At 66.8% G+C, this 14,121-nt stretch carries 9 protein-coding genes; 7 read left to right on the forward strand and 2 right to left on the reverse strand.

Translation table 11 applies throughout. The features are described 5' to 3' along the window. Window positions 1–139 precede the first annotated feature (139 nt). On the forward strand, window positions 140–463 hold the full coding sequence (gene trxA, locus HOP58_RS02585; RefSeq protein ID WP_010627408.1) for a thioredoxin: 324 nt from the start codon (window positions 140–142) through the stop codon (window positions 461–463). Window positions 464–475: 12 nt separating this feature from the next. Here trxA and HOP58_RS02590 read toward each other — a convergent pair whose 3' ends face one another. Beyond that, window positions 476–1,636, reverse strand: coding sequence for an AI-2E family transporter (locus tag HOP58_RS02590; protein WP_010627407.1), 1,161 nt, complete (start codon window positions 1,634–1,636; stop codon window positions 476–478). 135 nt (window positions 1,637–1,771) lie between these two features. Between HOP58_RS02590 and HOP58_RS02595 the strand changes: the two genes are divergently transcribed. After that, a complete protein-coding gene (locus HOP58_RS02595) occupies window positions 1,772–2,533 on the forward strand; it encodes an SIMPL domain-containing protein (RefSeq protein ID WP_010627406.1) in 762 nt (253 codons plus the stop codon). On the opposite strand, the gene serS is transcribed toward HOP58_RS02595, so the two are convergent. Continuing rightward, window positions 2,511–3,800, reverse strand: a complete 1,290-nt coding sequence (gene serS, locus HOP58_RS02600) for a serine--tRNA ligase (RefSeq protein ID WP_234259448.1) — start codon at window positions 3,798–3,800, stop codon at window positions 2,511–2,513. The two genes, HOP58_RS02595 and serS, sit on opposite strands and share 23 nt — an antisense overlap. Before the next feature lie 189 nt (window positions 3,801–3,989). On the opposite strand from serS, the gene HOP58_RS02605 reads away from it, so the two are divergent. From HOP58_RS02605 to HOP58_RS02625, 5 genes are all read left to right on the forward strand, one after another. Continuing rightward, window positions 3,990–5,765 (forward strand): ATP-binding protein, encoded by a 1,776-nt coding sequence (locus tag HOP58_RS02605; RefSeq protein ID WP_234259449.1) that lies wholly within the window; start codon window positions 3,990–3,992, stop codon window positions 5,763–5,765. Next, window positions 5,752–7,110 carry a sigma-54 dependent transcriptional regulator gene (locus HOP58_RS02610; RefSeq protein WP_234259450.1) on the forward strand — a complete coding sequence of 453 codons (1,359 nt, stop codon included), beginning with the start codon at window positions 5,752–5,754 and terminating at the stop codon, window positions 7,108–7,110. Before HOP58_RS02605 ends, HOP58_RS02610 begins: the two co-directional genes overlap by 14 nt. A gap of 205 nt (window positions 7,111–7,315) precedes the next feature. Further along, window positions 7,316–8,347, forward strand: coding sequence for a TAXI family TRAP transporter solute-binding subunit (locus HOP58_RS02615; protein WP_234259451.1), 1,032 nt, complete (start codon window positions 7,316–7,318; stop codon window positions 8,345–8,347). A 191-nt stretch (window positions 8,348–8,538) separates the two neighbouring features. Further along, entirely contained in the window at window positions 8,539–10,686 is a 2,148-nt protein-coding gene (locus HOP58_RS02620; RefSeq protein ID WP_234259452.1) for a TRAP transporter permease, read from the forward strand. Window positions 10,687–10,818: 132 nt separating this feature from the next. Then, window positions 10,819–14,115 (forward strand): FAD-binding and (Fe-S)-binding domain-containing protein, encoded by a 3,297-nt coding sequence (locus HOP58_RS02625; protein ID WP_234259453.1) that lies wholly within the window; start codon window positions 10,819–10,821, stop codon window positions 14,113–14,115. Window positions 14,116–14,121: the final 6 nt, after the last annotated feature.

Genomic DNA, 14,121 nt, shown 5'->3' on the forward strand with positions numbered 1-14,121 from the left:
TCAGCGATGGGAGCTCAGGAAGAGCGCTTGCATGGGCATTTGCCAGAGACACGACTGCCCGCTACCATCTGCCGACCGGACGTGCCCAATGCATGTCACCCGATTCGCTCGATGTAGCGCAACGTAACTGGAGAATCACATGGCCAATAACGTCGATGTCACCAATGCCAACTTCGAGCAGGAAGTCCTGAAGGCTGAGCAAACCGTACTGCTGAAGTTCTGGGCCCCCTGGTGCGGCCCGTGCAAGGTCATGGCTCCGGTGATCGACGAGGTTGCCGAAGAGCGAGTCGACAACCTCAAGGTGGTCAGCATCAACGTCGACGACGCCCCGGAGATCGCCGCCGAGCAGGGCGTGCGCGGCGTTCCTACCGTGATGCTGTTCAAGTCGGGCTCCAAGGTCGCCTCGCTGGTCGGCGCTCAGTCCAAGTCTCAGCTGGTGCAGTTCATCGACCAGAACGCCTGATCCCTGTAGGTATCACCGCTCGTCTCGCCCCGGCTCCTGCCGGGGCGATTTCGTCATGAGCGAGGGCTGACTCGCCTCGTCCCCGGGTGCGCTCACCACTTCCACCGTAGCGACACGATCGGTCATGGGCCGCTTGCCCGGCCCCAGCATGTAGGCCATCCAGCGGGTCTGGGGATGACTGTCCAGGGCGATCTTGAGCGTCATGGTCAGCACCACCGAGAGCAGCATGCCGACCACCCCCAACATCCAGCCCCACACCACCAGCGAGAGAAAGGCCACGAAGGTCGACAGACCCAAGGCACGCCCCATCAACCGCGGCTCGACCAGGTTGCCCAGCACGAAGTTGATGCCCAGGTAGGCCATGGCCAGGCCGAAGGCCTCGGCCAGGCCGCCCTCCTGAGACAGCAGCAACAGCAGAACCGGTGGGACCGCGGCTATGGCAGAACCGATATTGGGGATGTAGTTGAGAGCAAAGGCCAGCACGCCCCACAGCAGCGGGAAGTCCACACCGGCCAGCAGGCAGGCCAACCAGGCCATCACTCCCGTGAGCAGACTGACGAAGGTCTTGACCGCCAGATAGCGCTTGAGGGTTTCGCTGAACTCCTGAAAGCGGCGCAAGCTGGCTTCCGGGTCGTCAAGGGCGAAAGCCACCTTGCGGCGAAAATTGAGGGTCTCGAACATCATGAAGACCACCAACAGCGCCACCACCATGCTCTGCATCAGCAGGTTACCGAGCCCACCCAGCAGGAACGACAGCCAGCCCCCCTCATCTTCTCCTTCGACCAGGCCGGCAAGCGTATCCGGATTGATCGCCAGCCCCATGGCCGCGAGGCTGTCGAGCACGTTTAGGTAGTGTTCGTAAAGCCGCCTCTCGATGCCCGGCAGGGCTTCGATGAAAGTGCCGAAAGCGTTGACCACCAGCAGCCCCACCAGCGACAGGAAGCCGCCGATCACCAGCAGCGTGACCAGCACCGCCAGACGCGGACTCAGACCCAGCCGCTGCAGCCAGTTCACCGGCGACGTACAGATCACGGCGATGAACAGACCCAGCAGGATCGGAATGATCAGGTCGGCACCGGCGCGAATGCCGGCAACGATGATCACCAGCGCTGCCAGCGCCAGCGTGAGATTGAGCGGAAGCCCGTAGCGCACATTGTCGTCGCGGTGAAGCATGCCATCTATCCATGTGTGGCGTGTCCTGCTTATCATGACCCGTACCGGTCGGGTGCACAAACTTGCCGGCCTCGGCTCGGCCAACTACTCAACCTGCCCCCCTGATTAGTCATCATTGCCGTATGGAGGCTACTGATGTTCACGATGCGTTTACACTGTCTATTGCTGGGCAGCCTGCTGATGACAGCTCCGCTGATGACCACCGCTGCGCTAGCCGATGAGCCTCGCGGTCGGTTGGTCGCTCAGGCTGAGGCCCAACTCGATGTGGTTCCGGATCGCGCCACGCTCAGCGCCCGGTTGTGGGAGCGCACCCCGGCGGTGGCGCAACATGAGGAAGAGACCGACAGCCATGCACTGCGCGAGGCTCGGGATCGACTGGAGGAGCGAGCAGCAACCTTGATTCGCGCCTTGGAGGAGGCCGGGGTGGAACGTGACGACATCAGCGCCGGCTCGCTTGCGGTGCAACCGGAATATGTTTCTCCCCGACGCAGCGACGGTGATCAGGAGCTGCTGGTGCGCACTCGTCTCGAACGCCCTTTCCAGGTTCGGGTCGATGACCTGGAGCGACTGCCGCGACTGCTTGATGCGCTGACCGAGGCTGGCGTCAATGCCATGGATGGCATCACCTATGACCTCACCGATCGCGACGCCGCGACCGATGAAGCGCTGGTGATGGCGCTGGAAAAGGCAAGTCGCAAGGCCGAGCTGATGGCTCGCACCATGAACGTGACGCTAGGCTCGGTGGTAAATATCAGCGAGACGCGCTCTCCGATCTATGTGCCACGCATGATGGCAATGAGCGCCGACGCCCGTGAGAGCGCCGGACAGGTCGACTACAGCCCGGGGACTATCGTCATCGAGGCGGGTGTCAGCGTCAGCTGGGAGATCGAGAATTGAGGGTGGCAAGTCCGCCCAGATAGGGGCGCAGCGCCTCGGGCACGGTGATGGAGCCATCGGCGTTCTGATGGTTCTCCATCACCGCAATGAGGCAGCGTCCCACCGCCAGGCCCGAGCCGTTGAGGGTGTGCAGCAACTGCGGCTTCTTCTGCTCGGGATGACGGAAACGCGCCTGCATGCGTCGCGCCTGGAAATCCTCGCAGTTGGAGACCGAAGATATCTCGCGGTAGGTCTGCTGGCTCGGCAGCCACACTTCCAGGTCGTAGGTCTTGGCCGCACCGAAGCCCATGTCCCCGGTACACAGCGTGACGACCCGGTAAGGCAGCTCGAGCGCCTGCAGGATCGCCTCGGCGTGACCGCGCATCTCTTCGAGCGCCGCGTAGCTCGTCTCCGGCTCCACCAGTTGCACCATCTCGACCTTGTCGAACTGATGCTGGCGAATCATGCCGCGGGTGTCGCGACCATGGGAGCCCGCCTCGCTGCGAAAGCACGGCGTATGGGCGGTGAGCTTGAGCGGCAGCACCTTGTGGTCGAGGATCTCGTCGCGGGCGAAGTTGGTCAGCGGCACCTCGGCAGTGGGAATCAGATGATAGCTGCGCTCGTCATCCAGCCGGAACAGATCCTCGCCGAACTTGGGCAGCTGCCCGGTGCCGAACAGCGAGGCCTCGTTGACCATGTAGGGGACGTAGCACTCCTCGTAGCCGTGCTCGAGGGTCTGCTTGTCGAGCATGAACTGGGTCAGCGCCCGGTGCAGACGAGCGATCTGCCCGCGCATCACGGCGAAGCGTGAGCCGGTCAACTTGGCCGCCAGCTCGAAGTCCAGCTCGCCCTTGAGCCCGCCCAGGTCGACGTGATCGCGCACCTCGAAGTCGAACTCACGCGGCGTGCCCCAGCGGTGCAGCTCGACGTTGTCCTCCTCGCTCTCGCCTACCGGCACACTTTCGTGGGGCAGGTTGGGAAGCCCGCTGACCAGGGCATCCCACTCCTCCTGAACTTCCGCCAGCTGTCGCTTGGCGGCATCGAGGCGGTCGCCGAGATCGCTCACCTCGTCGAGCAGCGGCTGGATGTCCTCGCCGGATGCCTTGGCCTTGCCGATCGCCTTGGAGCGGGTGTTGCGCTCGTTCTGCAGGGACTCGGTCTCGGTCTGCAAATCGCGACGCCGGGACTCCAGCGCCTCGAGCCGCTCGGTATCGAGGGTAAAGCCACGTTTGGCCAGTCGTTGGGCAACCGTATCGAGGTCGCTGCGCAGCAGTTTGGGATCGAGCATGGAATCCGGTCCGTAACAGTCGGTGAATCGGAAAATCGAGCCGTCCATTGTAGGCAAAAGGCCGGGAGGGCGCCACGCGCCCGCCTTCCCCGAACGTCCGGATGGCCCTATCATCCTCTCCATGTCGCTCATCCATACCCTTCGTCTCGCCGCCGCGCCTTACCCCCTGCCACCGCCAGGGTGGTCGGCGTGACCCCGCGCACCTGGCGCCTCGCCCTGCTGATGGGCTGCGGACTGCTGGTGGCCGCCGGGCTCTGGGCGATATGGCAGTGGCAATATACCCAGGCGGCGCGTGAGGCCGAGCGCCATGCCCAGACGCGCCTGGCGCTCTATACCACCACCCTGCAAGGGGCTCTGGAGAGCTTCGCCTACCTGCCGGGACTGCTGGTTCGCCAGCCCCAGGTGCAAGCGGTGCTGCTAGACGAAGCGGGGATTTTCGATGCGCAGGTCAACGCTCACCTGGCCGAGGTAGCCGAGCGCTCCGGCGCCGAGGCGATCTTCCTGATGGATGCCGAAGGCGTGACCGTGGCGGCCAGCAACCACGCCAGCGAGGACAGCTTCCTCGGCCACCGCTACCCCTTCCGCCCCTACTTCCGCGACGCCATGGCAGCGGGCCAGGGAGAATTCTTCGCTATCGGCAGCACCACCAGTCGACCGGGCTACTTCGTCTCCGCCGCCGTGACGGGCGGGACCGAAGGCGCCCCCTTGGGCGTGCTCGCTCTCAAGGTCTCTCTGGAGTCGCTGCAGGAGAGCTGGCGGCGCGCTGGCGAGAAGGTGCTGCTCTCCGACGCCAACGGCGTGGTGATCCTCTCCAGCCGCCCGGAGTGGCGCTACCGCCGCCTCGGCGAGCTCTCGCCCGATGCACTGGAGGAGATCCGCGACCAGCGCCAGTTCCTCGACGAGCCACTGCCTCCTCTGGGCGAGCGACTGGCCGACGGCTCCCTGCGCATCGGCGGCGACGACCTGGGTGAGCGCTTCCTCGATCTGAGCCTGCCCCAGGCCACCCTGGGCTGGACCATGCACTATCTGGCGCCGGTACGCCCGCTCTACGTCAGCGCCCGCAACGCCCTGCTGGCCGCCGCCGGCGCCACTCTCGCCCTGCTGCTGCTAGGGCTCTGGCTGCGCGAACGGCAGAGGCGTCAACGCCTGCGCGACCGTGAGGCCAACATCATCCGCGAGTCCAACGAGCGCCTGGAGATCCGTGTGGCCGAGCGCACCCGGGAACTGGAGGCAGCCCAGGCCGAACTGGTGCAGGCCGGCAAGCTGGCCGCCCTGGGCACCATGGCCGCCGGCATCGCCCACGAACTCAACCAGCCGCTGTCGGGCATCCGCACCTTCGCCGCCAACGGCGAGCGGCTACTCGCCCGTGGCCGCCCGGAGGCCGCCGAATCCAACTTCCTGCGCATTCAGGCGCTGTGCGAACGCCAGGACGCGCTGATCCGCCAGCTCAAACTGTTCGCCCGTCGCGGCGACCGCCAGGAGCCGGTGGATCTGGCCGAGCGGCTCGACTTCGTGCTGGAGCTGCTCGACGAACGCCTCACCGAGCAGGCAGTGAACCTGGTGCGCCCCGAGCCTCTGCGGCCACCGCTGCGGATAATGGGCGACCCGCTGCGCCTCGAGCAGTTGGTCACCAACCTGCTGCGCAATGCTCTCGACGCCCTACGCGGCGTCACCGCACCGCGCCTGGAGATCAGCCTGCGGCGTGAAGGCGGGCAGGTGGTGCTCGGCGTGGCCGACAACGGACCGGGAATCGAGGAGGACGCCCTGTCGCGCCTCTTCGATCCCTTCTTCACCACCAAGGCGGTGGGCGACGGCCTGGGTCTGGGGCTGTTCATCTGCTTCGGCATCGTCCAGGACCTGGGCGGGAGCATCGCCGCCGCCAACCGACCCGAAGGCGGCGCCCTTTTCCGGGTGGCCCTGCCTGCCGCCCCCGCTGCCTCAGGAGAGCCCCATGGCGAGCGTTGACGAACTGCCGATCTGGCTGGTGGATGACGACCCCGATGTACGCGAGTCGCTCGGCCAGTGGCTCGAAGTATCGGACCTGGCGGTGCGCCCCTTCGCCGAAGCCACAGCAGCCCTGGCGGCGCTGGCCGCCGGCGACGCCTGTGGCGTGCTGGTCAGCGACGTGAAGATGCCTGGCATGGATGGCCTGGCACTGCTGGATGCAGTGCAGCGCCTCGAAGAGCCACCACCGGTGGTGCTGATCACCGGCCATGGCGACGTGCCCATGGCGGTAACTGCTATGCAGGCCGGCGCCTGGGACTTCGTCGAGAAGCCCTACTCCCCGGAGCGCCTCGAGGAGTGCGTGCGCCGCGCGCTCGAACGGCGCCGTCTGGCCCTAGAGAATCGCCGCCTGCGCCACGCCCTGCGAGAGGGCGATCTGGCCGGCCGCCTGCTGGGGCGGGCGCCAGCCATGCTGCGCCTGCGCGACCAGCTTGCCAACCTGGCGCCGGTGCGTGCCAACGTGCTGGTGCACGGCGAGACCGGCAGCGGCAAGGAGGTGGTGGCGCGCTGCCTCCACGACCTCGGCCCCGGCCCCGATGCCCCTTTCGTGGCCCTCAACTGCGGCGCCCTGGCCCCCGAGCTGATCGAGTCGGAGCTCTTCGGCCACGAGAAGGGCGCCTTCACCGGCGCCCAGGAACGGCGCATTGGCAAGCTGGAGCATGCCAGCGGCGGTACGCTGTTCCTCGACGAGGTGGAATCGCTGCCGCTAGCGGCCCAGGTCAAGCTGCTGCGCGCCCTGCAGGAGGGTGAGATCACCCGCCTGGGCAGCAACGCCGTGCAGCGGATCGACCTGCGGGTGGTAGCGGCCACCAAGGTGGACCTACTGGCTCTGGCCGCCGAAGGCGGCTTTCGCGAGGACCTCTACTACCGGCTGGCCATCGCCGAGCTGGCTCTGCCGCCGCTGCGCGAGCGCCGCGAGGACATCGCCCTGCTCTTCCGCCACTTCTGTCATCAGGCCGCTGAGGTCCACGACCGCCCCCTGCGCGATCCTGACGCCGCTATGCTTCAGGCCCTCGAACGTCACACCTGGCCGGGCAATCTGCGAGAGCTGCGCAACGCTGCCACCCGTTTCATTCTTGGGCTGGAGATCCCCTGCCTGGGCACGGCCGCCACCGCGGACGATGACTCCCTGGCCGCCCAGGTGACCGCCTTCGAAGCAGCCCTGCTGCGTGCCGCCCTGGGCCGTCATGGCGGCAACATCCAGGCGGTAATGGACGAGCTGGAGCTGCCGCGCCGCACCCTCAACCAGAAGATGCAGAAGCACGGCTTGCGCCGCGAAGCCTTCCTCGACGGCGACGAGAGTTAAGCCTGCTCCATCCATCGGCAAGATCTTGCCGACAGGGTGCTACCACGTCGGCAAAAAATTGCCGACAGCACCCACCCAGGCCCAGTCCGTGTTGCGGTTTCTCATCTCAACTCACTGAAATACATAGGGTGTCACCGAAGCTGGCAGGCTTGTCGCTATGTCAGAGCGTCTCATAACCACAACGCTCGACATACGGAGACCCGCCATGCACAAGCGCCAGTTCCTCAAGTCCGCCCTCTGCCTTGCCACCGCCGCCGCCCTTGGCCTCGGTGCCGCAACCGCGACCGCCAGCCCCGACAACGGCAGCGAAGGGGGTCAGTACATCATGGGTACCGCCACCACCGGCGGCACCTTCTACCCGGTGGGCGTCGCCCTCTCCACCCTGGTCCGCGTCAAACTGGAGCCGACCCACAACATCTCGGTCTCCGCCATCAGCTCCGCCGGCTCCGCCGAGAACCTGCGTCTGATGGACGACAATGAGGCCCAGTTCGGCATCCTCCAGGCTCTCTACGGCGCCTGGGCCTGGCACGGCGAAGGCCCGGTCCCCAAGGCCTACGACAACGTACGCTCCATCTCCATGCTGTGGCAGAACGTCGAGCACTTCGTGATGCGCAGCAACCGGGTGGAGAGCGGTACCATCGACGACCTGTCCAACCTCTACGGCCGCGGCTTCTCCATCGGCGCCCGCAACTCGGGTACCGAAGGCTCCGGTCGGCAGATTCTTGCCGGTCTCGAGATCGACCCCGAGCAGATGAACCTCGCCTACCTGGGCTACGGCCCCAGCGCCGACTCCATGCAAAACGGCAACATCGACGGCATGAACATTCCCGCCGGGGTGCCCGCCTCCGCGGTGACCAGCGCCTTCGCCAACATGGGCAGCAACATCTCCATCCTGAATGTGACGGAAGAGCAGCTCGAGCGGATCAACGCCGACTACCCGGTATGGACCTCCTACGAGATTCCCGCCGGCACCTACCCGAGCCAGGACGAGCCGGTTCACACCATCGCCCAGCCCAACATTCTGGTGGTCAACGCCGACGTCCCGGAAGAGCACGTCTACCAGATCACCAAGGCGATGTTCGAGAACCTGCCCTTCCTCAACAACATCCATCCGGCGACCCGCGACATGGCCCTCGAGAAGGCCCTGGACGGCCTGCCCATGCCACTGCACCCCGGCGCTGCCCGCTACTTCCAGGAGCAGGGGCTGGTCATCCCCGCGCATCTGCTGGAGGGCTAAGGCAACGCTGATTTTCTGCTGCGCCCCCAGGGGCGCCGGGGCAGGCCGAAGAGAAGGTCTTTTTCCAGGGAAGGAAAAGGTAGCGCCCAGGGACGGGCTCACCGCGCCTCCTCGCCGGTCTGTCGCCGGCAAGCCCCGAGCCTGACCACCGACAACGCCTTCTCATCCACGCCAGCTCCGCGAGAACGCCCATGAACGCAACGCCCACTCCCGAGGTGCGCGACGAAGCCGCCAGCGAAGCCCCCGAGCGCCTCGAGCACCCCTGGCTCGGCCGGGTGCTGTTCGCCCTGGCCATCGTCGTGGCCCTGTCACATCTCTACTTCAACACTCTCGGTACCCTCTCCGAGGTGTGGGTCAGCGCCCTGCACTTCGGTATGTTCGGCCTGCTCTGTGCCCTCTCGGTGCCCATGCTCAAGGCCCGCTCCGTCGGCGGTGCCCGCCTGGTGCTGGCGGTGGACATCCTGCTCGGCCTGGCGGCGCTGGGCTGCGCCTTCTACCTGATCGGCTTCGAAGACGCCCTCTACGCCCGCGGGGTACGCTTCTCCACCGCCGACTGGGTCGTCTCCATCGTCGCCCTCGGCCTGGTGCTGGAGTTCGCTCGCCGCACCACCGGTTGGTTCATCCCCCTGCTCTGCCTGGTGGCGCTCACCTACGTAGCCTGGTGGGGACGTCATGTAGGCGGAGTCTTCGGCTTCCCCGGCCTCTCCTGGGAGACGGTGCTGTTCCGCAGCTATCTGGGAGGCGACGGCATGCTGGGCTCCATCGCCCGCATCTCCTGGTCCTACGTCTTCATGTTCATCCTGTTCGGCGCCTTCCTGGTACGCTCCGGCGCCGGCGACTTCATCATCGAGCTGGCCCGCTGCGCTGCCGGACGCTTCATTGGCGGCCCCGGCTTCGTCGCGGTCTTCTCCTCCGGGTTGATGGGCTCGGTGTCCGGCTCCAGCGTCGCCAACACGGTCTCCACCGGGGTGATCACCATCCCGTTGATGCGCAAGGCCGGCTTCCCGCCGCGCTTCGCCGCCGGGGTCGAGGCCGCGGCCTCCACCGGCGGCCAGCTGATGCCCCCGGTGATGGGCGCCGGCGCCTTCATCATGGCCTCCTATACCCAGGTCTCCTACCTCACCATCATCGGCGTGGCGGCCCTGCCGGCGCTGCTCTACTTCCTCTCGGTGGCGATGTTCGTGCGCATCGAGGCCAAGCGTAGCGGCGCCCAGCACGTCGAGGCCGAAGAGGCGCCGCGCTTCCTCGAGGTGCTCAAGGGCGGCTGGCACTTCCTGCTACCGCTTGTGGTGCTGGTGGCCGCGCTGATCTACGGCTTCACCCCTACTTACGCCGCCGGCATCGCCATCCTCTCGGTGGTGGTGGCCTCCTGGCTGTCGCGCAACCCCATGACCCCGACGGTGGTGATGGAGGCCCTGGTACTCGGCACCCGTAACATGATCACCACGGCGATCCTGCTGCTCACCGTGGGGCTGATCGTCAACGTGGTCTCCACTACCGGCATCGGCAATACCTTCTCGCTGATGATCACCGACTGGGCCGGCGGCAGCCTGCTGATCACCATGGTGCTGATCGCCATCGCTTCCCTGGTGCTGGGCATGGGCCTGCCGGTCACCGCCGCCTATATCGTGCTGGGCACCCTCTCGGCGCCGGCCCTCTACGGCCTGATGGCCCACGGCCAACTGATGGAGCTGCTGATGGCCGGTCAGTTGCCCGAGCAGGCCAAGGCGATCTTCATGCTTGCCGCCCCGGAGAGCCTGGAGGCCCTGAGTGCTCCCATGGACGCAGCCAGCGCCCGCGAGCTGCTCACCCTGGTGCCCGACGATTTCCGCCGCCAGCTCTACGAACAGGCGCTCTCGCCCCACACCCTGACCCTGCTGCTGGTGGCGGCCCACATGGTGATCTTCTGGCTCTCCCAGGACTCCAACGTCACCCCGCCGGTGTGCCTCACGGCGTTTGCCGCCGCGGCCATCGCCAGGACACCGCCGATGCGCACCGGCTTCACCGCCTGGAAGATCGCCAAGGGGCTCTACATCATCCCTCTGCTGTTCGTCTGGTCGCCGCTGATCACCGGCTCCCCCGCCGAGATGCTCACGGTGTTCGCCTTCGCCCTGTTCGGCATTTATGCCATCATCGCCGGCCTCGAGGGCTTCCTGGAGCATGAACTGCCCTGGTGGCTGCGCCTGGCGATGTTCCCCATGGGCGCCCTGATGCTCTGGCCCCACGACCAGTTGGCACTGGACTTCCTGGGCCTGGCACTGTTCCTCGCCACTCTGGCGTGGAGCGCCCGGGCCGGCCGCACCTCGGCCACTGCCCTGCCCGCTCCCGGCCACGCCTGAGTCCACGCCTCGACATCCCGCCGCGGCTCCTGGCCGTGGCGGGATGCGCCCCACCACCCTCTCGCGGTAAAGTAGCGTCATTCCCTGCCGGCCCGCCCCCGGGTGGCATCAAACGACCGAATACGACTAGCCATGATCGCAAGACTGGATACCGCCGACGCTCCCGCCATCGAGGGCCTGGGCGCGCATTACCTGCGTTTTCTCGAGGCGCTGAAGGCCTCCGGCTTCGAGGGTGAGATCGCCCCGGACTACGCCAGCCGCACCGTGCTGGCCACCGACAACTCGATCTACCAGCGCCTGCCCCAGGCGGCACTGTTCCCGCGCCACGCCGAGGACCTCGAAAGCATCGCCCGGCTCGCCGCCGAGCCCAAGCATCGCCAGGTGGTGCTCACGCCCCGCGGCGGCGGCACCGGCACCAACGGCCAGTCGCTCACCGACGGGCTGGTGGTGGACGTTTCCCGTCACATGAACCGGATACTCGAGATCGACGTGGAGAACCGCCGTGTGCGAGTGCAGGCCGGCGTGGTCAAGGACCAGCTCAACGCGGCGCTGAAGCCTCATGGGCTGTTCTTCGCCCCGGACCTCTCCACCTCCAACCGCGCCACCATCGGCGGCATGATCTCCACCGACGCCAGCGGCCAGGGCAGCTGCGAGTACGGCAAGACCCGCGACCACGTGCTCGAACTCGACAGCGTACTGCTCGGCGGCGAGCGGCTGGTCAGCCGCCCGGTGGACGATAGCGAGCTGGATACGCTGTGCCACCACAGCGGCGCGATCGGCAACGCCTACCGCACCGCACGGGAGATCATCGACACCCAGCGCGAGCTGATCGCGGCCAAGTTCCCGCCGCTCAACCGCTGCCTGACCGGCTACGACCTGGCGCATCTCAGGGACGCGCAAGGCCGCCTCGACATGAACAGCCTGCTGTGCGGCTCCGAGGGCTCGCTGGGTTTCCTCAACGAAGCAGTGCTCAACGTGCTGCCGATCCCCAAGCACTCGACCCTGGTCAACGTGCGTTATGCCGGCTTCATGGATGCCCTACGCGACGCCAAGGCCTTGATGGGCTCTTCACAGGACCAGCCGCAGGCGCTTGCGGCGAAACCCACTTCCATCGAGACGGTGGACGACAAGGTGCTGCTGCTGGCCATGGAGGACTTCGTCTGGGACAGCGTGGCGGAGTTCTTTCCCAGCGGGGCACCCCAGGGATCTGCCGAGGACGATACCGTCACGGCCGAACGCCAGGCGGTGGCCATTCGCGGCATCAACCTGATCGAGTTCAACGACGACGACCCCGATCGGCTCGCCGAGCGGGTGGCCGCCTTCTGCCGCCACCTGGAAACGGATGAGAGCGTGCCCCGCCTCGGTTACACCCTGGCCCAGGGTCGCGCCCAGATCCAGCAGGTCTACGGCATGCGCAAGCGCGCCGTGGGGCTGCTGGGCAATGCCAAGGTCGACGAGAAGGGCGAGAAGCGGCCGATCCCCTTCGTCGAGGACACCGCGGTGCCGCCGGAGCATCTGGCCGACTTCATCGCTGAGTTCCGCGCCGCGCTGGACGCCCGCGGGCTCAGCTATGGCATGTTCGGCCACGTCGATGCCGGCGTGCTCCACGTGCGCCCCGCCATCGACATGAAGGACCCCGAGCAGGAGCGGCTGATCCGCGAAGTCTCCGACGAGGTGGCCGAGCTGACCCACAAGTACGGTGGCCTGCTGTGGGGCGAGCACGGCAAGGGCGTACGCTCCGAGTACGCGCCCAAGTTCTTCGGCGAGCTCTACCCCAGCCTGCAGCGGGTCAAGGCTGCCTTCGACCCGCACAATCAGCTGAACCCGGGCAAGATCGCGACTCCCATCAACCCGCCCGAAGCCGCGGGGCTCTCTATCCCGCCCGAAGCCGCGGTGCCCTCCATCCCGCCCGAAGCCGCGGGCACAGCGTCGACAACTAGCGTCAGCGAGGATGCGGTGAAGTGGGTCGACCCGGGCCTGCTGACCATCGACGGCGTGCCCACCCGCGGCCAGCTCGACCGCCAGATTGACGAGCGCGTGTGGCAGGCCCATGCCGCCACGGTGTACTGCAACGGCAACGGCGCCTGCTACAACTACGATCCCGACGATGCCATGTGCCCCTCGTGGAAAGCGACCCGCGACCGCATCCATTCACCCAAGGGACGCGCCAGCCTCGTCCGCGAGTGGCTGCGCCTGCAGGGCAATGCCGGGATCGACCTGGTCGAAGAGGCAAAAGCGAAGCGCCGCGATGGGGTGTGGGGCTTCATAACCTCCTTTCCGGCGCGGGCGCGCAACACCTGGCGCCGCCGCGACGAGGCCGACTTCTCCCATGAGGTTTACGACGCCATGGCGGGCTGCCTGGCCTGCAAGTCCTGCGCCGGTCAGTGCCCGATCAAGGTCAACGTGCCGGACTCGCGCTCGCAGTTCCTCGAGGTCTACCACGGCCGCTACCTGCGTCCGGTGCGGGACTACCTGATCGGCGGCATGGAGTTCTTCGTGCCCTATCTCGCCCACGCCGCACCGCTGTACAACGCCGCGCTGAATCAGCGCCTGGTGGACCGCCTGCTGTCGCGACACGTCGGCCTGGTCGACAGCCCGCGCCTCGCGCGCGCACGGCTGGCCAAGCAGCTGCGCACCTGGGGCATCGCCGAGGCCACGCCGATCTCGCTGGGCCTGCTCAGCGAGGCGCAGAAGGCCAGAAGCGTGGTGATCGTGCAGGACGCCTTCACCAGCCACTTCGAAGCCGAACTGGTGCTGGACATCGTCGAGCTGCTCTCACGCCTGGACATCAAGGTGTTCGTCGCCCCCTATACGGCCAACGGCAAACCGCTGCACGTGCAGGGCTTCCTCGGCGCATTCGAGCGCACCGCGGAGAAGCAGGCGCGGCGGCTGCGCGCCCTGGCCGAGTTCGGCGTGCCGCTGGTGGGCATCGACCCGGCCATGACGCTCACTTACCGCCAGGAGTACGTGAAGGCGCTGGGGCCCAATGCCGTGCCCGAGGTGCTGATGCTACAGGAGTGGCTGGTGGCGCAAGGCAAGCGTCTGGTGCCGCCGGCTCTCGCCCGGGAGCTCGAGAAACTCGACGACCCGAGCTTCCGGCTGCTCTCCCACTGCACCGAGAAGACCAGCGCTCCGGGCAGCCCCAAGGCGTGGCAGCAGGTGTTCGCCGTCTTCGGCTTCGAGCTCGAGCTCATTGCCAGCGGCTGCTGTGGCATGTCCGGCACCTACGGCCATGAAGCGCGCAATCTGGAAACCTCGAAGACCATCTATGCCCAGTCGTGGCAGCCGGTGGTCGAGAACGAGGCCAACCAGGGCCGCCTGCTGGCCACCGGTTATTCCTGCCGCAGCCAGGCCAGCCGCCTCTCCGGCCAGGCCCTGCCGCACCCGCTGCAGGGAATTCTGACCCACCTGCGCCGGCTGAACTGGTAACCAGAA

The sequence above is a fragment of the Halomonas sp. MCCC 1A11062 genome (assembly GCF_021404355.1).
Lineage (GTDB): Bacteria > Pseudomonadota > Gammaproteobacteria > Pseudomonadales > Halomonadaceae > Halomonas > Halomonas aerodenitrificans.